The organism is Pseudomonas akapageensis (assembly GCF_011355085.1).
Taxonomy (GTDB): domain Bacteria; phylum Pseudomonadota; class Gammaproteobacteria; order Pseudomonadales; family Pseudomonadaceae; genus Aquipseudomonas; species Aquipseudomonas akapageensis.
In genome coordinates this window covers 99630-126021 of the sequence record NZ_VXCP01000022.1, presented here as the reverse complement: position 1 = coordinate 126021, position 26392 = coordinate 99630, and the positions used below count along the sequence as shown (strand labels likewise).

The window sequence follows — 26392 nt, the reverse complement described above, 5'->3', positions numbered from 1 at the left end:
GGGCGAGTCCATTTGATTACAGGTTCGGCGCGATTGCGGTCTACCTGTAGGCAAATTCTTTATTTCTTGAACGACATTTCCCAAGCATAATCAACCCGCCTTGAACGCTGTTGCGCCTGTGTTTCCCGGTGGCTAGTCTTGCCCAGTCGTTGCCAATTCAACGACCGGGCTTGGAAACCCGAGAAACTTGGCGCATAGGCGCTCCATACGACAGCAGGCACCGTTTTTTTGCCGGCTGTTTGCGTTATGGCGGCTGTGTGCGGGAGGTCTTCAGGCCTGCCGGGTTCCAAGTTCCCGGTTTTCCAACCTGCGCACAGCTGTCACCCCTTCGCTTGGAAACGAACGTGGCAGCTCCACCAAACTTGGAGTTTCACCATGATCAAAATCGTCCCCGATCCACCCGCTTCAACCCCCGCACTGTTCACCACGGAAACACCCTTCGGCACCGTCGACAGCAACGGCCAGCCCATGTTCACCGTGCGCGGCGGCATCCCGGCCGAAGATGCACTGGCCCATGCCGCGACCCTGGTCCAATACGCCGAAGCCACGGCCTGGGATGTGGTCGATCACCTGCACCTGAATGACAAAGCGCTGGTGCTCGGGCTGATTCAACAGCTCAATGCGGCGCAGGCGTTGATCAGCGCGTTGGCGGCCCCGTCCGGCGTTCGTTAATTCAACGCGGAACCCTGTGGGAGCGGGCTTGCCCGCGATGGAAGGCGACAGCCTTCCCCTGCGATGTCAGGCCTGATGCAGCTGGGGCCGCTGCGCAGCCCATCGCGGGCAAGCCCGCTCCCACAAGGGATACCGATACAATCCGAGGCTCAACGCCCCATGCGCTTCAACGTAGCCTTCGCCGCCGCCTCTGAAGACGCCGGGTTCTGACCGGTTATCAAATTACCGTCAACAAGCGGGTGACCTGGCGAATGACCTTTGGCTGCATCGCCTTCAGGGGGAACAAGGTGCTCATGACCTCTGTTGGATTGGGTTGTGCCACACAGGCTGGGGCCGCTTTGCGGCCCAATCGCTGCGGTCCGGCGATCCGGCAAGCCAGCTCCCACAGGGTTCACTGCAGATCTCCGTGGGTGTCCTCTGTGGGAGCTGGCTTGCCAGCGATAGCGGTCTATCTGTAGGCAAATTCTTTATTTCTTGAACGACATTTCCCAAGCATAATCAACCCGCCTTGAACGCTGTTGCGCCTGTGTTTCCCGGTGGCTAGTCTTGCCCAGTCGTTGCCAATTCAACGACCGGGCGTCGCGGCCCGCGAAACTTGGCGCATAAGCGTCCCATCCGACAGCAGGCACTTTTGCCCGCTGCTTCGTGTCATGGCGGCTGTGCGTGGGATACCTTCGGGTATGCCGGGTTCCAAGTTTCCCGGTCCGCGAACCTGCGTACAGCTGTCACCCTTAACCGCGTCGCGGCGGTCGATGGCAGCTCCACCAAACTTGGAGTTTCACCATGATCAAAATCGTCCCCGATCCACCCGCTTCAACCCCCGAACTGTTCACCACGGAAACACCCTTCGGCACCGTCGACAGCAACGGCCAGCCCATGTTCACCGTGCGCGGTGGCATCCCGGCCGAAGACGCATTGGCCCATGCCACCACCCTGATCGAATACGCCGAAGCCACAGCCTGGGATGTGGTCGATCATCTGCACCTGAATGACAAAGCGCTGGTGCTCGGACTGATTCAACAGCTCGATGCAGCGCAGGCGTTGATCAGTGCGGTGGTGGCCCCGTCCGGCGTTCGTTAATTCAACACGGAACCCTGTGGGAGCGGGCTTGCCCGCGATGGAAGGCGATAGCCTTCCCGGCGATGTTGGGCCTGATGCAGCTGGGGCCGCTGCGCAGCCCAATCGCGGGCAAGCCCGCTCCCACAGGTGACTCTCATACAATCCGTGGATCAACGCCCCATCCGCTTCAACGTAGCCTTCGCCGCCGCCTCCGAAGACGCCGGATTCTGACCGGTAATCAAATTACCGTCAGTCACCGCATAAGGCTGCCAGTCGTCCAGCTTGGAATACTGGCCCCCGCTGTCCTTGAGCATGTCCTCGACCAGGAAAGGCACCACATCGGTCAAGCCAACGGCGGCTTCCTCGGTGTTGGTGAAGCCGGTCACCTTCTTGCCCTTGACCAGGGACTGGCCCTGCACCCGGGTATGGCGAAACACCGCAGGCGCGTGGCAAACCGCAGCCACGGGCTTGCCGGCGGCATACAGGGTCTCGATCAGGGCGATGGAGTCTCGATCCTCGGCCAGGTCCCACAGGGGGCCATGCCCGCCGGGGTAGAACACGGCGTCATAGTCAGCAGCCTGGACCTGCGCGAGCTTCAGGGTATTGGCCAGCGCCTGTTGTGCGTCCTTGTCTTGCCTGAAGCGTCGGGTCGCGTCGGTCTGGAAGTCAGGTGCGTCGCTCTTCGGGTCGAGGGGCGGTTGCCCGCCTTTGGGTGATGCCAGGGTGAGCGTGGCCCCGGCATCCTTGAACACGTAATAAGGGGCGGCGAACTCTTCCAGCCAGAAGCCGGTCTTCTCGCCGGTATTGCCCAGTGTGTCGTGCGAAGTCAGTACCATTAGTATTTTCATGATGACCCTTCTGTTTTAGTTACAGGCGACCATCGGGATCTTTAAGTCTAGTAGAGCCTCCCTGGAGCGATATGCCCGCTCAGCAGTCTGCCCGCAATGATCGCGCACTGGATCAGGGCGCGTGCCGTGCTGCCGGCGGCGGCAGCTCGATCGTGAAGTCCGCATTGACCCGACCACTCTGCTGCTGGATTGCATCGGCCACTTCCCCAGGGGGTGCATCAAGCGGAGCCAGGGACCACAACACGAACGGCGCATCCCGTGATCCACCGAGCAGCATCGGCATTTTTTCCGAGAATGCTGCATCGCTCACATCACCCGCAAAAGGCAATATTGCCCGCAACGCACCTGAAGGCAGGTCGTAGACTGCCAGTCTGTCGCGCTGAAACAACGCGACCCGGTGGCCGTCGGAGCTCATTACCATGCGGTCACCACGAATGTTGACCTCAGCCGCTCGCTCCAGTCGCCCGTCCTTCGTCCAGTGCCACAGGAACAGGCCATTTCGCGTTAGGGCGGCAATACCATTACGGCCCCAGGGGGCGATGTTCATCAGGGCGAGCGAATCCTTGCCGACCAGGTCTACCTGATCCAGCAGGTTTTTCCGAGTGTCCCAGACCCACGTTGCCCCTGCGTGGATGACAACCCTTGCGTCGGGGCCCGCGACCATGCTCTGGACGGTGTCGTTGATCTTGAACGGGCCAGCCAGCACCGGCTTGTCTGGATCGGCAGGCAGTAAAAATGGAGCGGCCCACCCGCCGCCGATAGCCACTGCACTACCGTCATCCAACCACACTGCAGCATGGAGCCCTGTAGGACTTTGCTCGATGAGTGATGTCTTGCGCTGAACGTCATTGAGGTCCCGGATCTCAACGTTGGCATGGTCGTCGAAAAAAGCGATACGTTGGCCGTCAGCGGACCGCACTGACCATCCTTGCGTGGGCGTTTCCAATGAATGCACCTGCTGTACCGGCATGCTGGACGGCGGGTCCAGGGACAGCACCCGCAACACCTGGCCTGAGCGATCATCGCCCAGAGACACGATTGTGTTATCGCGCAGGATGATGTTGGTGGCCCCACCTTCATGCACCCGCAGTCGTCGTTGCGCATGCCCTTGCATCATCGACCAGATCACCAGATTGCCTTTAGCGTCAGAAACCGCCAGCCGCTCGCCGGTTTTGTCGAAAGCCAGTACCTGCCCCCCTGAAAAAGAAGGCCCTGCCGTGCCAAACGGTCGCTGCGCCAACGGCTCGGTGACGACAAAGTCAGCGTCCAGGAAAATCAGCTCTTCGCCGCCGAGCGTCTGCACACACAGCTTGCCGGTAGAGGGCTGTATGGCGATATGGTCGGGTTGCAGCCGCTCGCTTCTGCCCGGCGGCAGCGGCAAGGTGAAGTGCCGGGCAGGCCCCGCGACGCCCTCAGACAGAGGTATCAAGGAAAAGCCGGTGCCGTCGATGGCAACGATGCGTTGCCGGGGCGCGTCGAACACGAAGTCGTATCCGAGCGCATCCGAGTGGTAAATCTGGCGAGGCAAGCCCGACGGGCAGCCTTGTTTGAAGTCGATGGCGTAGATTGAACGGCCCGTTTTGACCAACAAACCAAGCCCTGCGGGCAGAAACTCGAAACTGGAAATCCGACCGTCGAGGCGTGGCAGCTCACCACAAGAGGATTGGTTCAGGTCGCTCACGGCCCGCACATGCATCTGGCCGTCTTCGTCGCCAGCAATCACGCGCTCACCTTCGGGCGTGAACCGGACCGCCCAGAGATCGGTCTTGCCGAGCCTGACGTCGGACCGCGACTTGCCGTCCAGCCCAAGCAGCGACAGCTGGCCTTCAAAGCCTACGCCAACCCACCGATGGCGAGGCAGATCCACGTCGGCGGCAAATCCACTCACCTTGTCTGCGTCAACTACCTGTGACAAATCGAGCGGTGGATTCTCAGTGACAAGACGGCGCGCCTCGGCCGTATCGAAATGACGCAGCGACTCCGCCGCCAATGCCGCCGCCTCGTCTCGAAACCCGGTATCCAGACGCGCCTTGGCAGCCGTCAGGTAGTTCGTCGCAAGGTTGCGTCGCGCATCATTCAATGCCCGGTTCGCCAACCAACCAGCCGCCAGCGACGCCAGCAATAGCGCAGACAACAGACCGGCGACGCCCTGGAACACCCGCAGGCGCACGGTATCGCGGCGGCGGTTGCGGAACTGGCGGGCGATCGCCGCGATGACATCGCTCGAAGGAGGCTGGTTCAAAGCCTCCAGCGGTTGATCGAGGCGAATGACATCGCGCAGTCGGTGCGCGATCCTGGACTCATCGCTGGCGGTCGCCAGGGCCCCGCCGAAATCGATGGGCAACACGCGCAATGCCTCGCCCTCATTGGCAGCCCAGTAAGCCTCGATCTCGCCCAGAACCCAGTCCGGATTACGCGGTTCCCGTGTCGCGGGCGAGCCCAGGACCACCAGCATCGTCGCCTTGCGGATGTGGCGCAGTGTCGATACCGACAACTCGTCACCCGGACCGTACTCGCGCTGATCGATGAACGTGGAAAGCTTTTCCTGATCCAGGCACTGGACCAGCAGCGCGGCATACGCCGCGGCATCGATGCGGCGATGAGCGATGAACACGTCATAGCCAAATAGCCTGTCGATCACCTGCGAGGGGGTGCTAATCATGCGCCGGAGTGCTTTCAGGAAACCTTCCACAACGCCTCCGATGGATGCGGGGGGCCTGAAAGCAGCTTAGGCCAGCCGATTACGGCCTGGGCATACTTCCCTTGCGGTACTCGTCGGGCGTGGTGCCCATCATTCTGCGGAACATGCTGATAAAAGCCGATGCACTGCTGTAGCCAAGGTCCAGGCCGATGGTTTCGACGGTCTGGCCTTTTTCCAGCAGCGCCAGTGCCTCGACCACTTTCAGTCGTTGCCGCCATTCGACGAATGACATGCCCAGGTCACGCTGGCAGCGTCGCATCAGGGTGCGCTCGGTGGTGTTGGCGGCGCGGGCCAGTTCCGGCAGTGAGCGAGGGTCTGCGGGGCAGGCTTCCAGCGCCCGCAGCACGGGGCCAAGCAAGGGGTCGCTGGAGCTGGGCAAGTAGCTGCCCGCGTGGGGCGCGCGGGCCAATTGATCGACCAGCACGCGCAGGAGTCGCTCCTGCTCGTCGGTTTGCGGTGATTGCACCGGGTTGGCCCGCAACTCTTCGAGAATGGCCCGAACCAGCGGCGTCACCGTCAATGCGCAGGTGCTCGAAGGCATGGCGCTGCACAGCTCGGGTGCCAGGTACAGCGAACAATGGCACGCCGCATGGCGATTGAAGCCCATATGCTCAACTTCCGGTGGCAGCCAGATGCCATACTGCGGTGGGGCCAGATAGTGATGATTGGCCAGCTCGATCTCCATGACACCGCTGAACGAATAGACGAACTCACCCCAGGCATGGCGATGCCGGGGATAGGCGGCCTGGGCCGGCAAGCAGGCCGTACGGAAAAAGATCGGTGCCGGCAGCTCGTAACTAAACGGCGGGATCGACTTGTACCGGGACAAGGTGTCCATTGGGTAACCTTGGCGGATTAATGGCATGAGCTGTCATATTAAAACTATATCGATCTAAACAGCCAGGAGGACAATCCTTGCTCATTACCAAAAGGCGAGGAAATCACCATGGCAACGCGTCAGGCAATTGATAGTCGCGCCAGCGCAATGATGCTCTTCCTTTGCGCCATTTGGGGCCTGCAGCAAGTGGCGATCAAGGTCGTCGCGGCAGACATCGCCCCCATCCTGCAACTGTCCGTGCGTTCAGGCATCGCCGCGCTCATGATCGGGCTGCTGATGCTGGTCCGCGGCGAGCACTTGTCCTTACGTGACGGCAACTGGCGCCCGGGTATCGTTGTGGGGCTGCTGTTTGCCTTCGAGTACCTGCTGGTCGGTGAAGGCCTGCGCTACACCAGCGCTTCGCACATGGTGATTTTCCTCTATACGGCACCGATCTTCGCCGCCCTGGGCCTGCACTGGAAGCTGCCGGCCGAACGCCTCAAGCCTGTCCAGTGGCTGGGTATCGCCATCGCCTTCGCCGGCATCGTCACGGCATTCAGCGGGCGCACCGATGGACCGGCGAACGGCGATGCGAGCGCTGCGCTGCTGGGCGATCTATTCGGGTTGCTGGCCGGCGTATCCTGGGGAGCGACCACCCTGGTGATCCGCTGCTCGCGCCTGGCCCAGGCCCCCACTACCCAGACTTCGCTCTATCAATTGCTGGGCGCCTTTGTATGGTTGCTCCTGGCCGCCACCCTGTCTGGGCAAACCGCCTTCACGCTCACGCCCATGGTCGTGGGCAGCCTGCTCTTTCAGGTCTTGCTGGTATCGTTCATGGGCTTTCTCGCCTGGTTCTGGCTGCTGAGGGTCTATCTCGCCTCCCGGCTTGGCGTGCTGTCGTTCATGACCCCGTTGTATGGCATTTTCTTTGGCGTGTGGCTGCTCAATGAACCGCTGGAGGTCAATTTCATTGCCGGGGCATTGCTGGTACTGGCCGGTATTGTGCTGGTCAGTGGTTATGAATGGCTCAGCCAGTTGCTGGCCAATCGCCGGCGCTTGAGCCAAGGCTGAAGCCGGCGCCGGTCCAGGCTACCCGGCGCTACCCTCTTCTTCCAACGCGATGAAGCGGTCCAGATCGATCAAGTCCAGCTTGATGCGCCCGGCAAAGGCCGAGAAGGCAAAGAACGCTGCCAGCAACCGCAAGTCCCTGGCCCAGTGCGGGACATAACGCGGCGGTTGCAGCCAGCCGGATTCGAACAATGGGCTCAGACGCACCACATCGGCGGTGGTCAGCCGCCCGGCGAACAGGTGGCTGACCAGCTCCGGGCGGTTGTCGCGGATCGCGACGCGCAACAGGGTATGGACGCTGATAAGACCCGTGAGATAGCACGCGTCCTTGGTGAAGGCGCTGCCTCCGTGCACGTCTGCGCCGCGAAAGACACGCTGGGCCGAACGGAATGATTCTTCCTCGGACTGCCCTGCTTCGAGAAAGCCTCTGAATACCTCGATGAAGTCAGCGCCATCGAGGGCCTGCTGCACGGCGATGACCCGCAGGGCAATGCGACGCAGGCGCTGGATGTCGATGCTGCCGGTCAGCAATTCGGCCAGCATGGCGATGCCTTCCTGGGTCGGTGTCGTGCGTGGCGCCCCCAGGCCAAGGCAGGTCAGGTTGGTTTGCAGCATGCCGTTCTGGGCCGTGGCGGCATGGATGAAAGCTTCGTGCTGCAGCAGCTGGTTCTTGTCCAGCTCGGAAAACAGGGCCCCGCCGCGCAAACGAATGCGGCTGGCACCGGCAATGGCCTTGGACGCAAGCTCCGGATCAACCACGACCCTGACCATTTCTGGCCCAAAGAAAAGGTCCAGTTCCGGCTGCATCCACTCGGCGAAGTCCTGGGCCGGAATGTCGGCGACGGTTTTCGGAATGTGCTGACCGCCCAGCAGTGCGTCTGTGGTGTCGAGGAAGAAACGCGCCGCATCCAGCGCCGTCAATTGCTGACGCTCGTAATAGAAGTCCGGCCGTCGGTACAGCTGTGCCGAATACTCGGAAAAAGCCGGCGTGCCGATGGCGCCCAGCATGCGTCCGGCGGTGGCATAACTGTGCGCTGTCGCGGCGACAAAGTGCCCGGCCGGGTGGCCAACGTCGCAGCGCCCGGCCAGCGCTTCCAGACCTTCGATCTCGGCCTGATGATCGCGCGGCGCCAGTGCCACATCGGGCAAGGTTGGCCGACCGGCGCGCCAGTCGGCAAGAAAGCGCTCTTCCAGCCCATCGGGCCAGGCCAGGGCTTCAAGAACGCGGATCTTGCGGGCCAGTTTGGGTAGAGCGATGTCGAGATCGGCGAGCGAGTCGGTCATGGCAGCACATCCGAATGTGACTCTTGAAGGTTAGCAGCCTCCCGACACCTCACCCTCCGTGCTCCAACCAAGGTTCAGGTGGCCATTGGAAAACCCGTCGAAGCGGATTTTCCAGAGGCTTTCCAGCATACCGACCGAGTCCTCAGTAGCTCGACTCAGTCTTCTTCATGGTGTCATGTTTCATGGCATCCTTGGTCGTGGTGCCTTTCTTCATGGCGTCCTTGGACATGGCATCCTTGGACATGGTGTCTTTCTTCATGGTGTCGTGACTGGCAGCCTTGGTGCTTTTTGTCATCGCATCCTTGGACATCGAATCATTGCTCATGCTGCCGCTGTCCGTGGTTTCGGCGGCATACGCACTGGCGACGCCCAGTGCCAGGCACATGGACAGTATGGCGATCAGTGGCTTTTTCATTTTCAGACTCCTCGCAGCACAGGTTTACAACGAGCGCAGGATTGCGCAGTGAAACACAGGTGTCAGCTACCCCCGAACCAGTTGTAGCCCTGGTCTTCCCAGTAGCCGCCGCTGTAGGTGTTACTGACGAAAATCGCCTGAATGTGTTTGGGGTTCTTGTAGCCCAGCTTGGTGGGCATGCGCAGCTTCATCGGGAAGCCGTACTGCCGAGGCAGGGTTGCGCCGTCGTAGGTCAGCGCCAGCAGGGTTTGCGCGTGCAGTGCGGTGGCCATGTCGATGCTGGTGTAATAGTCGTCCGCGCATTTGAAACCGACGTATTTGGCGTCGGTATCGGCGCCGACTCTTCGCAGGAAGTCGGAGAAGCGTACGCCGCCCCAGCGGCCGATCGCACTCCAGCCTTCAACGCAGATGTGCCGGGTGATCTGCTCCGTCTGCGCCATGGCCCGCAATTCATCCAGACGCCAGCTGCGCTTGTCCGCCACCAGCCCCGTCACTTCGAGTCGGTAACTCTCCTCCTCGACGGTGGGTGCCTCATCCTCGCTGTAGAAGGCATTGAAGGGGAACGGCCGGGTAATCATCGATTGCGGATAGGTCGGCGCCATGGCGTTGGGGTTGAACAGCCAACCCTGAACCCGGTCATTGAACCTGGAGATTGCCGACAGCGCCGTATCGACACTCTCGTTATCGCTCAGGCTGCACCCGGACAACATGGCCACGCCCCCCAGGGTCAGGCTGCGCAACAGGAAGTCACGCCGCGAGCGGTCTTCGATGCGCGGAGCTATCAGCTTCCTGGCTTCCAACAGGATGGTCGGCTCATCGAGCCCAGTGCTCTTGTCGCGGGTTTTCATACGGACTCCTTGTTGCCGGAATCTTTATTACCGAGAACCATGGCACGCAGCGTCCTGGGTACCAGGGCCACCATCACCAGGTGAACCGCAACGAAGGCCACCAGTAGCGCCATGCAGATGAAGTGCACATGGCGTGCGGTTTCGTAACCGCCCAGCAACTCGCGCAACAGACCGAACTGAACGGATTTCCACAGGACCAGCCCGGAGGCGACCAGCAAGATGATGTCGACCATGACGAACAGGTAGGCCGCCCGTTGCACCTGGTTGTAGTGCGCAAGATCGGCATGGCTCAGGCGCCCCCGCAATGCCGCCCACAGGTCGTGCAGCACGCCCTTGGGCCCCACGGGGAAAAAGCGTTGCCACAGGCGGCCGCTGGCAATATTGAAGGTCAGATAGATCAGACCGTTGAAGACCAGCAACCACATGGCCGCGAAATGCCACTGCAGGGCACCGCCAAGCCAGCCGCCCAATGTGATCGATGACGGAAAGCTGAAGTCGTACAGGGGGGACGCGTTATAGATCCGCCAACCACTGGTGACCATCACCAGCACGGCCAAGGCATTGAGCCAGTGGGTCAAGCGTAGCCAGCGCGGATGGCTGGCTGCCGGGCGATGCGGGATGACGCTGGTCGATGCAGGCAGGGCTGACATGATCGACTCCAGGTGCCGTGGGATTGGATGCAATTATCCCGGTGTTCTCATCCCCAAATCCTCACGCAAAGTTAAATTAATCGTGATAACTGCGGTGTGCCCCGCAGGCGGGTCGCCTTACCGACGGTCATGGGCAAATCCAATCCAGGTTGACTATGATTGGTGCCCATGACGCCCTCTATCCCGATCCGCTCGCCCTGCCCGCCCGGGGCCTGCAATTGCGACCGTGAACGACTGCTGGAAACCCCCGGCACGGATCTGCGCATCCTGCTGTTGACCCGCCAGGAAGAAAAGCGCTTGCTCGATCGATTGGAAAATCTTCAAAGCCTGAGCGACCTGGAGCGTATGCAACAACGCATGTTCGACCAGCTCGGCATCCGCCTGGAGATCGCCCCCGGCCTGAACGAAGTGCGCAGCCATCGCGGCATCCGCATTCATATCGAAGAATTGCCCGGCATGTGCCGCAAGACCCGGCAATCGATCCCGGCGGCGATTCGTCGCGGGCTGGAGAAGCAACCGGAAATCATCTACGGCCTGCTCAATGCCCACGACCTCTTGCGCGACGCCTAGTCCTGCGCAGGACTGCTCAGCGGCTTGCTGTAGCGATAAGTCGTCACGCAGCACCACAATAACCCACCCGCCGCGAGCAAGCCGCCAACGCTACCAACATTCGCGACGCCCCATTGGCTGCTGACCACACTGCCGAGCAGCGCACCACCACCGATACCGATGTTGTAGATACCCGAATGCAGCGACATCGCCACGTCTGTGGCATCCGGTGCCAGCGCCAGGACCCTGGCCTGCAGCACCAGCCCGAAGCACATGATGGCCATGCCCCAGACCACGCTCATTGCCACCAGCCAGGTCGTCTGCCCGGCCAATGGCAACATCAGCATCAGGCACAGTGCCAGGACAGTGATGGCCGCAATCAGCAGCCCGCGCGGGTAGCGATTGTTGAACAGGCTGAAGATCACCGAACCGATGATGCCCGCACCACCGAAGAGCAACAGCAGCACCGTGGTCATTTCGCCACTGAGCCTGGCCACGCCCTGGGCAAAGGGCTCAATGTAGCTATAAGCAGTGAACTGCGCGGTAATCACCACGGCGGTCAGCACGTACAGCGACACCAGCGCCGGTCGCTTGAACAGCTTCGGCAAGCTTTTGAGCGAACCGGAGTTCTGGCTGGGCAACAGCGGCAGCGTCTTGCTCAGGCACAGCAAGGTCATCAATGCAACCACGGCAATGACCAGGAAGGTCGTCCGCCAGCCCAGCGCCTCCCCCAGCACCCGTCCGAACGGAATGCCCAGCACCATCGCCAGCGTCGTACCGGTTGCCAGCAGGCCCAGGGCCTGTACCTGCTTGCCCGGTGGTGCCACCCGCACGGCCAGGGAGGCGGTGATCGACCAGAACACGGCATGGGCAAAGGCGATGCCGACCCGGCTTACCAGCAACATGCCAAAGCTCGACGCCACGGCGCTGAGGATATGGCTGGCAATGAACAGGACGAACAGGAAGACCAGCAGTTTGCGCCGCTCGATGTTGCGCGTCAGCAGCATCATCGGCAGGGACATGAGCGAGACCACCCAGGCATAGAGAGTCAACATCAGGCCGACTTGTGCGGTCGACAGGGCGAAACTGTCGCCAATGGCGCTCAACAGGCCGACGGGTACGAATTCGGTGGTATTGAAGATAAAGGCGGCCAGCGCCAGCGCGATGACGCTCAGCCAGCTACCGGAGCCAGCATTCAGGGGTGTATTCATTTAATGGGGTGCAACACTCATGAAGCCAGGGAGCGGCTTACGATGATCGGGTGATTGTGGGGTATGTATGAGAGGTACGGCCAGATGCCGGGAATTCTACGTTGCGCAGACGAGTACCACAACACGCCACAAGTCTGGTCGAGGCAATGCCAGTGGCGCTAACATCACGGCTGATCGCAATCTTCGGTTCTTATGCGTTCAAACTCAGCCGCCAGCCCCCCAAGGAAGAAGCCCCATGACCACTGCCCTGTTGATCATCGACGTCCAGCATGCACTTTGCTCCGGTGCAGAAGCCGCTTTCGATATCGACCCGATCATTGAAAGAATCAATGCCCTTGCCGCGAGGGCCAGGGCTGCCGGTGCGCCGGTCGTGCTGATCCAGCACGAAGAAGACAGCGGATCACTGCAGTTCGATACCGAAGGCTGGCAGCTCGCCACCGGGCTGACGGCAATGCCGGACGACCTTCGCGTTCGCAAGTCCACCCCGGACTCCTTTAACCGCACCGAGCTGAGCCACAGGCTAGAGGAGCGGGGAATCAGCCGTTTGATTATCTGCGGCCTGCAGAGCGAATTCTGCGTCGACACCACGACGCGGCGAGCCCTGGCACTGGGCTACGAGGTGGTGCTGGTCGCCGATGCGCACTCGACGGTGGATAACGGCGTCCTGCGTGCAGCGCAGATAACCGCCCATCACAACATGACGCTGGGCAACATGACGAGCTTCGGTAAACGAGCCGCCGTCATCCCGGCTGCCGAGGTAGCAATCGAGGCATAGGTCCACTGCCCTGCACTTGCAGTAGCGGATTCGGTTTGCGCAGCTATGCTGTACAACCGACCCGCATCCCCTGTCGATATGGAGAAGACATGAAGCTCTACTACTCCCCTGGTGCCTGTTCGCTTTCGCCCCACATCGTGCTCTGCGAACTGGGCCTGCCCCATGAAACCGAGAAGGTTGACCTCAAGAGCCACACCACTGCCGGCGGCGCCGACTTCTACGGCATCAATCCCAAGGGCTACATCCCGGTCCTGCAAATGGACAATGGCGAGCGGCTCACCGAAGGGCCGGCCATCGTCCAGTTCCTGGCTGACCAGAAACCGGCGGCCGGCCTGCTGCCTGCGGCCGGGACACTGGAGCGCGCCCGCGTGCAGGAATGGCTTAATTTCATCGGTACCGAGCTGCACAAGAACTTTTCACCGCTGTTCAATCCCACCACTCCGGATGAAACCAAGGCAAGCGCCATAGCCGCCATCGGCCGTCGCCTCGAGTTCATCGACAAGAGCCTGGGGGGCAAGGACTACCTCACCGGGAACCAGTTCACGGTGGCGGATGCCTACCTGTTCACCATCGTCAACTGGACCGGGCACATGGGCATCGACCTGGCGCCCTACACGACCGTGGCGGCCTTCCAGAAACGCGTCGGCGCACGCCCGGCCGTGCAGCAGGCGTTGAAGGCGGAAGGGTTGATCTGAGTCCTGAGACATACCCTTCCCCTGTGGGAGCTGGCTTGCCAGCGATGCGGACACCGCAGTTCTTCTGACACACTGCGGTGATGCAATCGCGGGCAAGCCCGCTCCCACAGTTTGATCCCATGCTACATCTGCAATTTACCGTCGATCAGTTGGACGGGCACCTGCTCCAGCGCCGCTCCCTTGCACGGCCCATCAACGCACATTCCCGATTCAAAACTGAACATCGCGCTGTGATGCGCGCACATCAACACTTGGCCGCGATAGGTGCAGAACACCTCGGGGTGATAGTTCAACGGCACTGAAAAATGCGGGCAGCGATTGACATAAACCCACGCCTGATCCCCCCGCCGCACCGCCACCAACCCCTGCGGACTGCGCTGGGTATGCTGCGGCAACCCCAGGGCGCCGCCGTCCGCGATGTCGTCCAGTTGGCACAGAATGATCGTGCTCATGCTTCAGCCCCGCAGCTCCGGATTGCCCAGGCTCCAGTTCCAGGGGCGAATCTCGACATGGGCGAACAGACCGGCCTGTGCATAGGGATCGGCCTCGACGAATTGCTCCACCTCCGCCAGTCCCCTGGCTTCAACGACCAATAGCGTGCCATTCATGGCCTGACCAGCGGCATCGAGGGTGGGGCCGCCCAGGCGCACGATGACGTTGTGGGCATCGCTTGCGCGCAGGTAAGCCCGGTGAGACGCCCGCAACTGTTGGCGCAAGGCCAGAACCCCCGGTTTATCCGTGGCGAACACTGCAAAGAACTGATTCATGGCTTACACCGGCTCCAGCACGAAATCGTAATACGCACTCTTGAACGGCACGTTGAAGCCAAAGGCCTTGGCCAGCTCGCCGTCGCCGGGCATGTCCCGGTACTCGACCTGCAGGGATTGCTTGACCCCGAACACCGCATCGGAATCCAGGTACGGATCGTCGCTGTTGAACAGGTGGGTAACCAACCTGCGCTGCCCCGGGGCATCGATCATGAAGTGCAGGTGCGCCGGTCGCCAGGCATGGCGGTTGGCGGCACGCAGCATGCGCCCGACCGGGCCGTCGGTGGGTATCGGGTAGCAAACCGGGACTATGGTGCGAATGGCGAAGCGACCCTCTGCATCGGTCCGGTAGCGGCCGCGCAGGTTGCCGTGGGGTTGAGCGCTGTCCTGGCCTGAATACATGCCGTTTTCCGCGGTTTGCCAGACATCCAGCACCGCGCCAGCCAGGGGTTTGCCCGTGCTGTCGAGCACCTGCCCGCGCACTAATGCAGGAACGCCTTCGGTCAACGCCATGTTTTCACCGTACTCGCGCTCAGGCATGCCTTCGATGTAGAACGGGCCAAACACGGTGGTGTCGGTGGCATTGGCGCTGAAGCGATGGTTGATGGCATCGACCAGCATCGACACCCCCAGGGTATCGGACAGCAGGATGAATTCCTGGCGCACGGCGCCGTCGCACGTGTGCCCGGTCTCGGTGAGAAAGCGGATGCCCTCCCACCACTCGGCTTCGGTCAGCTCGACCTCGCTGACAAAGGCATGCAGATGGCGCACCAGACTCTGCATGATCTGTTGGTAGCGAGGGTTGCTGCTGGCACCGAAACTCGCCACGGCTTGCGCGGATATGCGGGCCTCGATGCTGCGATCTTCGTCGGTCATGTTCTGGTTGTCCCGAGCAATTGAATGCCAGTGTTTTCAGGCCGGTGCCTGGCCTTTCCAGGCGCGCGTCAACAGGGCTTCGATGGGCGCCTGTTCAAACGGCCGCGGGTTGTAATAGGGGCTGGCACAGGCGATCCGTGCAGTCTCCGCCGGGCCCTGCTCCGGCAGGCCTATCTCGGCCAGTGCAAGGGGAATGCCCAGTTTCTGATTCAGCGCGTACAGCAGTCCGCCAACCTCTTCGGCCTCATGGCCGCCCAGCGCCCTCGCCGCCCGCTGCAGCGCCGGCCTGGCCGCTTCATGGTTGTAATGCGCGGCATGGGGCAGGACGATCGCATGGGCCTGGGCGTGAGGCAGGTTGAAGGTACCGCCCAGTGTGTGGCACAGCTTGTGGTGCAGGGCCATGCCCACCGAACCCAGGCAGATGCCTGCCAGCCACGCGCCATACAAGGCCTGGCTGCGTGCCTGCTTGTCATACGAATCCCTGACCACGGCAGGCAAGGCTTCGGCCAGCGCCCGTATCGACTCCTCGGCCATCAGGCTGATGACCGGGTTGGCATCCTCGGCATACAAGGCCTCCACCGCGTGGGCCATGGCGTTCATGCCCGAACAGGCAGAGATCGACGCTGGCAGTGTCACGGTCAATTGCGGGTCGTAGATCACGGTCCTGGGCAGCACTCGCGGATCGCGACCGGTCTTTTTCAGGCGGTTCTCGGTCAGCCCGTAGATCGGTGTCATCTCGGAGCCGGCATAGGTGGTCGGCACAGCCACGATCGGTAGCCCCGAGTCCATGGCGATGGCCTTGCCCAGACCGATGGTCGAACCGCCGCCAATGGCCACGCAACAATCGGCGTCCAGCCGCGCCGCCTCGGCGCGGGCGGCCTGGGCCACCTCCAGCGGCACGTGCATCACCGCCTCGGCATACACACCGGCGGCGCGATTGCCCAGCAGGGTCGCGATTCGCTCACCCATCTCCCGTTGTTCGGGGGTGGTCAGGATCAGCGCGCGGCGGGCCCCCAGGCGGTCGATTTCCTCGGCCAGGGCGGTCAGCTTGCCCCAGCCGAACACCACGCGGGTCGGCAGGCTTTGATAGATGAAAGGCGTCATGGTTGCACCTCAGCGGGCGAAGTGAGGGGCGATTCTGGCATCCACATTGACCCACACCGAGCGCGCTTCAGTGTAGTCATGGATGGCCTCGAAACCCATTTCCCGGCCGTAGCCGGACTGCCCCACGCCACCGAACGGGCTGCCCGGATTGACCCGCTTGTAGCAGTTGATCCAGCACATGCCAGCGTGAATGGCATCAGCCAGCTTGTGCGCGCGGCTCAGGTTCTGCGTCCACAAGCCGCTACCCAAACCGTACTCGGTGCTGTTGGCGATGGCCAGGGCCTCTTCGTCGGTCTTGAAACGCAGCACAGTGACGAACGGCCCGAAGACCTCCTCCTGGGCCACCCGGTCGCCGGGCTGTGCCTCGACCACGGTTGGTTCGACATAGAAGCCGTTGGCCAGGGCCGGGTCCTGCGGCGCCTTGCCACCGGTGAGGATGCGCCCGCCCTGCTCGCGGGCGATGTCGACGTAGGCCAGCACGCGGTCACGGTGCAGGGCCGAGGTCAGCGGCCCCATCTCGGTCTCTGGGTCCATCGGGTCGCCCAGACGGATCGAACGCGCCAGGCTGATAAAGCGCTCGAGGAACTGATCGGCGATATTCTCATGCAGGATCAGGCGCGAACCGGCGATGCAGGCCTGGCCCTGGTTATGGAAAATCGCCCAGGCCGCGCCATTGACCGCCGCGTCCAGGTTGGCATCGTCAAACACAATGTTGGCGCCCTTGCCGCCCAGCTCCAACTGGATACGCTTGAGATTACCTTGGGACGCCTCGACGATGCGCCGACCGGTGGCAGTGGAGCCGGTGAAAGCAATCTTGCCGACGTCCTGATGCTCGGCCAGGCGCTGGCCAGCGGTGTGACCATAGCCGGGCACGACGTTGACCACGCCGTCGGGGAAGCCGACCTCTTTCATCAATTGCGCGATATACAAGGTCGACAACGGGGTGATTTCCGAAGGCTTGATCACCACGGTGTTGCCCGCCGCCAGTGCCGGCCCCATTTTCCAACTGGTAAACATCAGCGGAAAATTCCACGGCACGATCTGGCCGACGACCCCGATAGGCTTGCGTTGCACATAGTTGAGGAACCCGGCTTCGACCGGGATCACCGAGCCTTCGATCTTGTCGGCCATGCCCCCGAAGTAGCGAAAGCAGGCGGCCGTGCGCGGGACGTCAAGGCCACGGGAATCACGAATCGGGTGCCCGGTGTCGAGCGACTCGAGCTGGGCGAGTGTTTCCCCATGCTCTTCGATCTTGTCCGCAAGCTTGAGCAGCAGACGACCGCGCTCGGCAGCCGCGAGGGCGGCCCAGGCCGGGAATGCGCGCTGGGCAGCTGCTACAGCGAGATCGACATCGGCTGCTTCGGCAGCGGCGATCCGGGTGATCAGCGCGCCGTCACGGGGCGACACCACATCGATGGTTCCACCGGCCACGGCCGGGACGAACTGGCCGTCGATAAACAATTGATTGAGCATAAAGTCTCCTCGCACCGCGCCCGGGGCACAGTGAACGTCATGAAATCGGGTAGAAACGGCGGCGCGGTACAGGACCGTGCCGCCAGGGGTTCAGAACTCGGCCGGATACGGCTTCAGCTCGCCGCTCTCATAGCGTTGCGGCAGGTTCGGCGTGGCGTTTTCCCAGACCAGCAGCATCGAGCGTTTGGTCGAGTAACCCTGGTGGCGAATGTCGGCAGGCATGGCGCAGATGTCGCCGGCACGCATGGTGATGCGGGCGCGCGGGTTGCCGTTTTCCTTGTCGCCGACGTCCCAGATGATTTCATCGGAGAGCTGCAGGAACCATTCGATGCGGTCGTTGCCATGGAACACCGGCAGGATGAATTCCTCGGTGGTCGGGCAGAACAGGCTGGCCTTGCACACCGAAGTCACTGAGGGGTTCCAGGTCACGTCCGAGCGCGACAGGTACTTGAACAGGCTGAACGCGTGCAACTGGCCTTCGAAGCCCTCGGCCGCATGGATTTCAGGTTCTTCCTGAGACACATCGGCGAACTGGCGGTTGACCGGCAGATCATCGCGCAGCGGTGAATCGTCGGGCAGGCCCGGCATCCGTTTAGTGGCGATCCGGAAGCGCTCGATGGCTTCGATGTTGTCGCCGTTCTTGCGGCCAAACGCCGAACCGGTTTCCTCGGGAGCGGCAAAAGGGTCGAAGGTGGCGTTGGTCCAGTCACGCAGAATGGCCTTGAAGGTCGCCATGATCTTCGGCGTTTCGAAGTTTTCCGTGTAATTGACGCCCGCCGCTTTCAGCACGCCATTGAAGGTGCCCGCGTAAAGGTCGACTTTACCGTAGTAGTTGCGGGTGCCGATGACGTGGTCGAAGTTGACCCAGCCATAGAAAAAACCCCAGGCCACATCGCGCATCATGGCGCGCAGGAAGGCATCGACCGGGATCAGGTGCGAACGGGTTTCACCCTTGGCCGGCCATTGGATATGGGCGAAGTATTCGTCGCGAGAAAGCTCGAAGGCGCCCAGTTTGAAGGAGCGATAACCGGTAACGGCGTGGGGTGAACTGGCCTGGACCTCATCGGCGGCAAAAGCGCTGGGATCGGCGGCGGTTTCAAGCATGGCCATGACAATTTCCTCTGGATCTTGTGGTCGACGGAAGGTGGGCAGAGAGGTTGCGTTGATTCACTTCAGGCAGATGTCTGCCCATTTCACCACCGACAGCGGACCTCTGATGGTTTGCAGTAACACCACCCCCGGGCGGCTACTGTCAAAGCGATAAGCACTGCCGGCGGGCAACAGGCACTGATGACCACGCTTGAGCAGCACATAGCCCATGGGTTTGCCGAGAGGCATTTCCCCCGCCAGGCGGGTGCCCTCGCCGTCCGTCAACGGCTCGTCCAGCTTGAGAAAATCCACGCGCACTTCGCCGTCCATGATCACGGCGAACTCATCGTGGGCCGCCGTGAACCAGGGCGACTGGCCCTCGGCGCGCAGGGTTTCGATGACGTAGCCGAGGTTCAGGCCGACGATGACTTTTTCGTAGGGAGCGGATTTTTCCGCGACTTCGAAGATGTTCGAGAAGGCGTAGTGGCTGGCCTTGCCGCTGATGATTTCAACCGACCCTTTACTGTAGTTTTCCAGCGAGCCGAAAACCGTTTCGATTGCAGCTGTACTCATCACTTTCACCGCTTTTGTTGTTGTATGACGTTGAAGCAACGTTACGGCGCATCAGCGTCTCGAACAATCACACAGCGGGCGACAACAGTGTTTGCAAAACGCGAACATTGCCGGGCTATACGCCCTTCAGCGGACCCAGCCACGCTCGAGCAACGGCAGGTCCCACGGGGGTTCATCACCGAAGTTTTCCACCAGGAAATCGATCAACGTGCGCACCTTCAACGCCCGGCGCTGGGTGGCGGGATACACCGCGGAGAAGTTGAACGAAGACAACGCATAATCCGTCAACACCGGCACCAGCTTGCCGCTGAGCAGGTCGTCGCTGGCCACCAGTGTCGGCAGGCAAACAATGCATACACCCGTGGCCGCGTAATCGCGCAGCAGGTGCACGGAGTTCGAGCGCACCTGGCCCGGCAGGATCAACTCCACCTGCTCGCCACCCTGGTGGAACACCCATTTATTGCGCGAGGGATAACCTTCGTACAGGGCGATCTTGTGCTGCAGCAACTCCTGGGGATGCTGCGGCGTGCCGAAGTGGGCGGCATATTCGGGCGACATGCAGAACAACCGCCTGACGCTGAACAGCTTGCGCTCGATCAGGGTCTCGGCCATGGGCGGGAACATCTGGAAGGCAACATCGAAGCCCTCCTCGATCGGGTCGACGACACGGTCGTTGACGATGACATCGACCTCTATGTCCGGGTAACGCCGGGTAAACTCGGCGAGCATGCGGCCGAAGTGGCCGATGGCAAAGCCCGGGAGCATTTGTATGCGCAGCTTGCCGGTGGGCTTGGCACGCAGTTCGCGCATGTGCTCGGTCAGCGAATTGAAGTTCGCGACCATGTCGGCGCATTCCTTGTAATAAGTCTCGCCGACCTCCGACAACCGCACATGCCGGGTGCTACGGTGAAACAGCGGCGCATTGATGAACTGCTCCAGCTGCTGGATGCGATGGGTGATCACCGAACGGGTCACGCCCAGCTGCAGGGCAGCCTTGGCGAAGTTGCCGGTTTCGGCGACGCGCACGAAGGCTTCAATGCTGAGTAAACGGTCCATGGAGCGGGCTTCTCTGATTTTTATTGTGATAGCGGCCCATTGAGGTTAGCTCGCTGGCCCCCTGCGCCGCTACACAATCACCGGGAAAACCACGAGAGCAGCAGATAACGGAGATTGGGGACCCATTCGCCGCAAGTTTAGGCTGGAAACTTCTTTTAACGGTTTGCCCATATCATTTACACCGCCTTACATTTAAAACCTTGACTGCGCCCAACACCAAACACTATACCTCTAATCTTTCGATACACTTCCAACTTCCAACAATTTGAATCGAAAAGGAGTTCACCATGCCAATTCCGGCGTACATGTGGCTAAACGATGATGCTGGCGCTAAAATCATAGGCTCTGTTGATGTTCAGGACAGAGAAGGTAGCATTGAAGTTATCGGATTCAGTCATGGGTTAAACATCCCTGTAGACAACAGCACGGGAAAAATTACTGGTACGCGCTCTCACTCAGCCATGATGATCGAAAAAGAATTCGATTCGTCCAGCCCCTACCTGTATAAAGCAGTAGCTAAAGGCCAGACTTTGAAATCAGCGGAGATCCGCTGGTATCGCATCAATGATGCAGGCCAGGAGGAAGCCTACTTTCTGATGACGTTGGAAGGTGTGAAGATCACGGGAGTCAATCCTGGAATGCCTAACACCAAAATTGTAGGGATGTCGCAGATTAACCATACGGAGTCGGTCTCCCTGATGTATGACCGGATCACTTGGCACTACGTCGATGGTAATGTGCAATATACTGACGACTGGAATCAAAGATAACACGCAAACAGACAAAATCCGGGATTACTCCCGGATTTTTTGTTTTATAACTCTGATGACCAGCATAACAAGCTTATAGACCATAACAGTAATAATGGTATTAATTACTAAACACACCAGACCGTAAACAACATCTAATGGCTCAGGGTAGACCTCGCCAAGAACTATTTTTGACACACTGATGGCAAACTCGAGGGAAACCTTGGCTGACAACCAGCTTCCAACAAGCTCATAATACGGAACTATCCATGCAAAAAGCATAGAAAGCGCGAAAAACAAAAAAGTCTTTGCTGCTATCCTGAGTGCTTTTTTCATTTTACCACCCGACATATACTGCTACTATCTATCACTTCAATCATTGCGTAAGCACGCAAGCCCGTGTTTCGCACCAGTACCGTTGAAGTTCGTAACGAAGCATTTCTGACAGATTGAAAATCAGAGTATTGCGACAAAGTTATGCACCCCTCTGAAATGGTTCCAGGGTGCAATCGAAAGTTACCACGGTTCACTCCGCTGACCCATGTGTAATCGTCGATCATTCCATCATCACGATAAAGAGCAAACCATTCCGAACGATTGCTTCCAGCAGCAAAGTCATACACCCATGCTAATGCCTGTGACCGTATTCCTCCAACAGGGCGATCGACCACCCAATATCGACCGGCTGGAATGGGTCCATTTCCGCGAATGTATCCACATCCGCTCTGGTTCCGGTAAGCACCCTGCCCTGAGAAAGCCATAAACGAGCCCACACCAAAAATAACCAACGGTGAAAACTCCTCATTATTCACAACAAACTTTCCTTGTAGCGCCATTGATACTCCTTGGTTGTTTATTATTTTATCTGTTTAAAATCTATATTGACGAATTCACTACCCTGAAAGCAGGAGTTTATTTTCGAGTCAAAAGACGTCGCCGCAGACATTAATGCCACTTTTCAGAGCTGAGCAGCCAGTGTGCAGAAAAAGCGCCACGAGGGCACCTCGCGGCCATGCATTTCGGAAATGGACTACGTGATTTTCGGAAGACAAAATCGCCAGGCTGTGCGACTGGCCAGGATTAAAAAAGCAACCAGAATACTCCCTCATAGACCCGGTCAATCGTTTGGTCATCAAGAGTGATTGGACGCGCTTTCAAGCGCCTCTTAGTCTTCACTCCAACACTTCCGTTCACACACGGAAATTCCAATCACGATTGTGCTGGTCAGCCCGACCAGGATCGCCAAGCGAGGTTGTCATGTCAGAGCGAGTCTTGATCGATGGGTTTGCCAGGCGGGTGGACTACCTGAGGATGTCGGTCACCGACCGCTGTGATTTCCGTTGCGTGTATTGCATGGCCGAAGACATGCAGTTCCTCCCACGCCAGCGGATACTGACCCTCGAAGAAATTTACCAGGTGGCTGAAAGCTTCGTGGCCCTGGGCACGCGCAAGATCCGCCTGACCGGTGGCGAACCGCTGATCCGGCCAGGCGTGGTGCAGCTGTGTCAACGCATCGCCGCCCTGCCCGGCCTGCGCGAACTGTGCATGACCACCAATGGTTCACAGTTGGGCAAGCTCGCCGGCCCGCTGTTCGATGCCGGCGTGAAAAGGCTCAATGTCAGCCTCGACAGCCTGAACCCGGATCGCTTTCGCGAGTTGACCCGTACGGGCGATTTGGCCCAGGTCATCGACGGCATCGATGCCGCCCATGCGGCCGGATTTCGCCACACCAAGCTCAACTGCGTGGTGATGAAGGGGCGTAACGACCACGAGATCAACGATCTGGTGAGCTTTGCCATCGATCGTCAACTCGACATCTCGTTCATCGAAGAGATGCCATTGGGCATCATCAGCGAACACAGCCGTGCCGAGTCGTTTTACTCGAGCAAGCAAGTGCGCGAGCGCATCGCCGAACGCTACACCCTGATCGAATCCGCCGAGTCGACCCAGGGGCCGTCGCGCTACTGGCGCCTGGCCGAGGCACCAGGTATTCGCCTGGGCTTTATCTCGCCGCACAGCCACAACTTTTGCGCCACCTGCAATCGGGTTCGATTGACGGTGGAAGGTCGCCTGCTGCTGTGCCTGGGCAATGAGCATTCGGTCGATCTCAAGGCCGTGCTGCGCAGCCACCCGGGACAACCCGAGCGCCTGACCAGGGCCATCATCGACGCCATGAAACTCAAACCCTACAGACACAACTTTGAAGTCAACGACGACGTACAGGTTGTACGCTTCATGAACATGACCGGCGGCTAAGCGCCCCGCACTTCACCTTTCCGGTTTCAGGCAGAACACCATGATCGTCAGACCCAAACCCAATCTGATCAACGTCCTGATCGCGCTGAAGGGCTCCATTGCCAAACGCATTGCCTTGCGCAGCCTGATGGTCACCTTGATGGCCTGCGCGATCGTGCTGGTTGAAACCCTGCATCCGAGCTACTTCGCCAAGGTCGCCGCGACGCCCTTCACCCTGCTGGGCCTGTCCCTCTCGATCTTCATGAGTTTTCGCAACAATGCCTGCTATGACCGGTGGTATGAGGCACGCAAGGCCCTGGGCGATATGGTGGTCGAAATTCGCTCGATGATTCGCGAAACCCAGGTCATCAAGGACGCCACCGAACGCAGCCGCCTGCTGCACAACCTTTGCGGCTTTGCCCATGCGCTGACCGCCAAGCTATGCCTGGAGGATGAACTGAAGGCATCCGGCCGCTGGTTGAACCCGGTCCCGGCAGGCAAGGTTGCCGACATCAGCGGGGCCATCCTCAATCAGGTCGGCCGGCAGTGCTCGGCACTCAGCGAATCGGGGGCCATCAGCGAATGGCGCTACACGATCATGGCGGCTCACCTCTCTGGCCTGACGCACTCCCAGGCGGTCTGCGAACGGATCAAAGGCACACCACTGCCCTTCCCTTACACCCTGCTGCTGCACCGGACCATCTACCTGTTCTGCATTCTGCTGCCCTTCGCGATGGCCGAACCCCTGGGCTGGATGACCCCGATTTTCACCGCCATCGTCAGCTACACCTTCTTCGGCCTGGACGCCATTGGCGATGAACTGGAAGACCCGTTCGGCCGCGATGAAAATGACCTGCCTACCGATGCCATCGTGCGCAATATCGAACGTGAAGTGCTAGCGGCCTTGGGTGCGGTGGAGTTGCCGCCGGTGTTGGAGCCGGTGGATTATGTGTTGGGGTGATGGGGTCAAGAGTTATAGCGTTTGTAATGGCCTCATCGCTGGCACTGCCCTAGAACAATTCAGAAAACGGGATAAACCTCACCGCATCCCCCATTGCCAAAGTGCAGCCCTCGGGAATCTCGACCAGCCCATCCGCCCAGGAGGCCCCCAGCAGCACACCCGAACTCTGGTTCGGATAGAGCACGGCGTGCCCCTCATCCAGTCTGGCGCGCAGGTATTCCCGGCGGGTTCCGGCCCTGGGCCAGGCGAAACCTGCGCTGATCGAAAAACTCAATGGCGTGACCGCTTCGACACCTTGCAGGCGCAACAGAAAGGGTCGGGCCAGCAGGCCGAAGGTCACCAACGCCGAAGTCGGGTTGCCCGGCAAGCCGATCACCGGGACCGTGCCGAATCGACCCACCGTCAAGGGTTTGCCCGGCTTGATGGAGAGCTTCCAGAGTACTGGCTCGCTGCTCTGGCGCAGTACCTGCCCGAGGCAGTCCGCCTCCCCGGCCGAAACGCCGCCGGTGGTGAGGATCAGGTCGGCGTCCTGTTGCAGCTGTTCGAGCTTGAGTCGGGTCTGCTCCGGCTGGTCAGGCAGGCTCCCGGCATCGATCACCGCACAGCCCAAGGCACCGAGCCAGTGGCTCAACAAGGTACGGTTGCTGTTGTAGATGCAACCGGGCCCCAGGGGCATCCCCGGCTCCACCAACTCGTCGCCGGTCGACAGCAGCGCAATGCGCGGCTGCCGCACGACATGCACGTGGGTGCATCCCTGCGCCGCCGCGACCGCCAGCTCGGAAGGCCCCAGACGCTTGCCGGCACGGAGCAGGACTTGCCCGGCGCGATTTTCCTGGCCTTGAGCTCGCACGTTCTGGGCGACGCGCACTGGCTGCTGGAAGTCGATTCGGCCATCGTCCAGAACGCGAACATTCTCCTGCATTTCCACACTATCGGCCCCCTCCGGCAACGGTGCGCCGGTAAAGATCCGTGCACAGGTTCCCGGCAGTAACGTTTCGGGAGCCTGGCCTGCCAATATGCGCTGGGATACAGGCAGTGGCTGGCCGTTCCAGTCAGCCACATTCAAGGCATAGCCATCCATGGCGCTGTTCGACCAGGGCGGCAGATCCAGCGCCGCCACCAGATCACTGGCCAGCACCCGTTGCCGCGCAGTCGACAACGGGACTTGCTCGCTGTCATGCAGGCGGCAGGTGTCCGCCATGGCCAGTAACCTGGCGATGGCCTCTTCGACGGGCATCAGCGGCGACGGGCTCATCCCCGTGGCCCGCAGGCTTTTGCCTGTTTGAGGTGCGGCACGAAATTGCAGGGTCTGTGGCGAGCGTCCAGTTGCTCGGCAAGAATGCCTTCCCAGGCCGTACGGCAAGCGCCCGTCGACCCCGGCAGGCAGCACACCAGCGTGCCATTGGCGAGGCCCGCCAAGGCCCGGCTCTGCACGGTGGAGGTGCCGATATCGAGAATCGACAGCGCCCTGAACAGCTCACCAAAACCGTCGATCTGCTTGTCAAAAAGGCACGCCACCGCCTCGGGCGTGCTGTCGCGACCGGTGAAGCCCGTGCCCCCGGTGATCAGCACCACCTGAATGCCCTCGTCGGCGATCCAGGTCGCCACCTGGGCGCGAATCTTGTACAGGTCATCCTTGAGCAGATTGCGCGTACTCAAGGTGTGGCCGGCTTCCAGCAGACGGCTGACCAATAATTGCCCGGAAGTATCATTGGCATATTCACGTGTATCACTAACGGTCAACACTGCAATATTCAGCGGCACAAATAACGCACCCGACTTAACGCTCATGTCATTCTCCGGCAGGCACCATTTAAAACATCCCGAAGAGACTAAGACGCTGAATCGATCACTGTCTAATCACTCTCACCGACTAAACTATCGAGCAGCTCTATCGTGAACTTTCCCCCATCGGAA

Annotated in this window: 29 protein-coding genes; 9 read left to right on the top strand and 20 right to left on the bottom strand. The window is 60.5% G+C overall.

Annotated features, from left to right (window positions below):
- Positions 1-375 precede the first annotated feature (375 nt).
- Both F2S13_RS16460 and F2S13_RS16455 read left to right on the top strand, forming a co-directional pair.
- On the top strand, positions 376-672 hold the full coding sequence (locus tag F2S13_RS16460; protein ID WP_166362621.1) for a DUF3077 domain-containing protein: 297 nt from the start codon (positions 376-378) through the stop codon (positions 670-672).
- Positions 673-1455: 783 nt separating this feature from the next.
- Positions 1456-1752, top strand: a complete 297-nt coding sequence (locus F2S13_RS16455) for a DUF3077 domain-containing protein (RefSeq protein ID WP_166362619.1) — start codon at positions 1456-1458, stop codon at positions 1750-1752.
- A gap of 149 nt (positions 1753-1901) precedes the next feature.
- Here the strand turns inward: F2S13_RS16455 and F2S13_RS16450 are convergent, their stop codons facing one another.
- The 3 genes from F2S13_RS16450 to F2S13_RS16440 form a co-directional block, all read right to left on the bottom strand.
- Positions 1902-2579: a type 1 glutamine amidotransferase domain-containing protein gene (locus F2S13_RS16450; protein ID WP_166362617.1), complete on the bottom strand. Its 678-nt coding sequence runs from the start codon at positions 2577-2579 to the stop codon at positions 1902-1904.
- A 112-nt stretch (positions 2580-2691) separates the two neighbouring features.
- Positions 2692-5271 carry a toll/interleukin-1 receptor domain-containing protein gene (locus F2S13_RS16445; protein WP_166362615.1) on the bottom strand — a complete coding sequence of 860 codons (2580 nt, stop codon included), beginning with the start codon at positions 5269-5271 and terminating at the stop codon, positions 2692-2694.
- A gap of 49 nt (positions 5272-5320) precedes the next feature.
- On the bottom strand, positions 5321-6118 hold the full coding sequence (locus F2S13_RS16440; protein ID WP_166362613.1) for an AraC family transcriptional regulator: 798 nt from the start codon (positions 6116-6118) through the stop codon (positions 5321-5323).
- Between the two features lie 108 nt (positions 6119-6226).
- On the opposite strand from F2S13_RS16440, the gene F2S13_RS16435 reads away from it, so the two are divergent.
- A complete protein-coding gene (locus tag F2S13_RS16435) occupies positions 6227-7168 on the top strand; it encodes a DMT family transporter (RefSeq protein ID WP_166362611.1) in 942 nt (313 codons plus the stop codon).
- A gap of 18 nt (positions 7169-7186) precedes the next feature.
- On the opposite strand, the gene F2S13_RS16430 is transcribed toward F2S13_RS16435, so the two are convergent.
- The 4 genes from F2S13_RS16430 to F2S13_RS16415 all read right to left on the bottom strand — a co-directional run bounded on the left by F2S13_RS16430 (position 7187) and on the right by F2S13_RS16415 (position 10362).
- Positions 7187-8449: a peptidase MATCAP family protein gene (locus tag F2S13_RS16430; RefSeq protein ID WP_166362609.1), complete on the bottom strand. Its 1263-nt coding sequence runs from the start codon at positions 8447-8449 to the stop codon at positions 7187-7189.
- Positions 8450-8591: 142 nt separating this feature from the next.
- Positions 8592-8864 carry a pentapeptide MXKDX repeat protein gene (locus F2S13_RS16425; protein WP_166362607.1) on the bottom strand — a complete coding sequence of 91 codons (273 nt, stop codon included), beginning with the start codon at positions 8862-8864 and terminating at the stop codon, positions 8592-8594.
- 62 nt (positions 8865-8926) lie between these two features.
- On the bottom strand, positions 8927-9712 hold the full coding sequence (locus F2S13_RS16420; protein WP_166362605.1) for a molybdopterin-dependent oxidoreductase: 786 nt from the start codon (positions 9710-9712) through the stop codon (positions 8927-8929).
- The gene (locus F2S13_RS16415) at positions 9709-10362 is read right to left on the bottom strand and encodes a cytochrome b/b6 domain-containing protein (RefSeq protein WP_166362603.1); all 654 of its coding nucleotides are present in this window, start codon (positions 10360-10362) and stop codon (positions 9709-9711) included. The genes F2S13_RS16420 and F2S13_RS16415 overlap by 4 nt, the downstream gene beginning before the upstream one ends.
- 168 nt (positions 10363-10530) lie before the next feature.
- On the opposite strand from F2S13_RS16415, the gene F2S13_RS16410 reads away from it, so the two are divergent.
- Positions 10531-10932 (top strand): hypothetical protein, encoded by a 402-nt coding sequence (locus F2S13_RS16410; RefSeq protein WP_166362601.1) that lies wholly within the window; start codon positions 10531-10533, stop codon positions 10930-10932.
- Here F2S13_RS16410 and F2S13_RS16405 read toward each other — a convergent pair.
- Entirely contained in the window at positions 10929-12122 is a 1194-nt protein-coding gene (locus tag F2S13_RS16405) for a sugar transporter (protein ID WP_166362599.1), read from the bottom strand. The two genes, F2S13_RS16410 and F2S13_RS16405, sit on opposite strands and share 4 nt — an antisense overlap.
- A gap of 235 nt (positions 12123-12357) precedes the next feature.
- Between F2S13_RS16405 and F2S13_RS16400 the strand changes: the two genes are divergently transcribed.
- Complete coding sequence (locus F2S13_RS16400; protein ID WP_166362597.1) at positions 12358-12897, top strand: cysteine hydrolase family protein; 540 nt, start codon at positions 12358-12360, stop codon at positions 12895-12897.
- A gap of 89 nt (positions 12898-12986) precedes the next feature.
- Positions 12987-13592, top strand: a complete 606-nt coding sequence (gene gstA / locus F2S13_RS16395; RefSeq protein ID WP_166362595.1) for a glutathione transferase GstA — start codon at positions 12987-12989, stop codon at positions 13590-13592.
- 122 nt (positions 13593-13714) lie between these two features.
- Here the strand turns inward: gstA and F2S13_RS16390 are convergent, their stop codons facing one another.
- The 8 genes from F2S13_RS16390 to F2S13_RS16355 form a co-directional block, all read right to left on the bottom strand.
- Entirely contained in the window at positions 13715-14044 is a 330-nt protein-coding gene (locus F2S13_RS16390) for a Rieske (2Fe-2S) protein (protein WP_166362593.1), read from the bottom strand.
- 3 nt (positions 14045-14047) lie between these two features.
- Positions 14048-14359 carry a YciI family protein gene (locus tag F2S13_RS16385; protein ID WP_166362591.1) on the bottom strand — a complete coding sequence of 104 codons (312 nt, stop codon included), beginning with the start codon at positions 14357-14359 and terminating at the stop codon, positions 14048-14050.
- 3 nt (positions 14360-14362) lie between these two features.
- Positions 14363-15235, bottom strand: coding sequence for an intradiol ring-cleavage dioxygenase (locus tag F2S13_RS16380; protein ID WP_166362589.1), 873 nt, complete (start codon positions 15233-15235; stop codon positions 14363-14365).
- Positions 15236-15271: 36 nt separating this feature from the next.
- Positions 15272-16339 (bottom strand): maleylacetate reductase, encoded by a 1068-nt coding sequence (locus F2S13_RS16375; protein ID WP_166362587.1) that lies wholly within the window; start codon positions 16337-16339, stop codon positions 15272-15274.
- Between the two features lie 9 nt (positions 16340-16348).
- Positions 16349-17812 (bottom strand): aldehyde dehydrogenase family protein, encoded by a 1464-nt coding sequence (locus F2S13_RS16370; protein WP_166362585.1) that lies wholly within the window; start codon positions 17810-17812, stop codon positions 16349-16351.
- 90 nt (positions 17813-17902) lie between these two features.
- Positions 17903-18922: a hydroxyquinol 1,2-dioxygenase gene (locus F2S13_RS16365; protein ID WP_166362583.1), complete on the bottom strand. Its 1020-nt coding sequence runs from the start codon at positions 18920-18922 to the stop codon at positions 17903-17905.
- A gap of 57 nt (positions 18923-18979) precedes the next feature.
- Complete coding sequence (locus tag F2S13_RS16360) at positions 18980-19474, bottom strand: cupin domain-containing protein (RefSeq protein ID WP_166362581.1); 495 nt, start codon at positions 19472-19474, stop codon at positions 18980-18982.
- 126 nt (positions 19475-19600) lie between these two features.
- On the bottom strand, positions 19601-20530 hold the full coding sequence (locus tag F2S13_RS16355) for a LysR family transcriptional regulator (protein WP_166362579.1): 930 nt from the start codon (positions 20528-20530) through the stop codon (positions 19601-19603).
- 287 nt (positions 20531-20817) lie between these two features.
- Here F2S13_RS16355 and F2S13_RS16350 point away from each other — a divergent pair, with 287 nt between their 5' ends.
- Positions 20818-21300 carry an Hcp family type VI secretion system effector gene (locus F2S13_RS16350; RefSeq protein ID WP_166362577.1) on the top strand — a complete coding sequence of 161 codons (483 nt, stop codon included), beginning with the start codon at positions 20818-20820 and terminating at the stop codon, positions 21298-21300.
- Positions 21301-21324: 24 nt separating this feature from the next.
- Here the strand turns inward: F2S13_RS16350 and F2S13_RS16345 are convergent, their stop codons facing one another.
- Both F2S13_RS16345 and F2S13_RS16340 read right to left on the bottom strand, forming a co-directional pair.
- The gene (locus tag F2S13_RS16345; RefSeq protein ID WP_166362575.1) at positions 21325-21615 is read right to left on the bottom strand and encodes a hypothetical protein; all 291 of its coding nucleotides are present in this window, start codon (positions 21613-21615) and stop codon (positions 21325-21327) included.
- A complete protein-coding gene (locus tag F2S13_RS16340) occupies positions 21612-22115 on the bottom strand; it encodes a DUF2778 domain-containing protein (protein ID WP_166362573.1) in 504 nt (167 codons plus the stop codon). Before F2S13_RS16340 ends, F2S13_RS16345 begins: the two co-directional genes overlap by 4 nt.
- Before the next feature lie 421 nt (positions 22116-22536).
- Between F2S13_RS16340 and moaA the strand changes: the two genes are divergently transcribed.
- Positions 22537-23535, top strand: coding sequence for a GTP 3',8-cyclase MoaA (moaA, locus tag F2S13_RS16335; RefSeq protein ID WP_166362571.1), 999 nt, complete (start codon positions 22537-22539; stop codon positions 23533-23535).
- Between the two features lie 40 nt (positions 23536-23575).
- Positions 23576-24475, top strand: a complete 900-nt coding sequence (locus tag F2S13_RS16330) for a bestrophin family protein (RefSeq protein WP_166362569.1) — start codon at positions 23576-23578, stop codon at positions 24473-24475.
- Positions 24476-24524: 49 nt separating this feature from the next.
- Here the strand turns inward: F2S13_RS16330 and F2S13_RS16325 are convergent, their stop codons facing one another.
- Together F2S13_RS16325 and moaB are read right to left on the bottom strand one after the other, a co-directional pair.
- Positions 24525-25730, bottom strand: a complete 1206-nt coding sequence (locus tag F2S13_RS16325; protein WP_166362567.1) for a molybdopterin molybdotransferase MoeA — start codon at positions 25728-25730, stop codon at positions 24525-24527.
- Positions 25727-26266: a molybdenum cofactor biosynthesis protein B gene (gene moaB, locus F2S13_RS16320; protein WP_166362565.1), complete on the bottom strand. Its 540-nt coding sequence runs from the start codon at positions 26264-26266 to the stop codon at positions 25727-25729. The genes F2S13_RS16325 and moaB overlap by 4 nt, the downstream gene beginning before the upstream one ends.
- Positions 26267-26392: the final 126 nt, after the last annotated feature.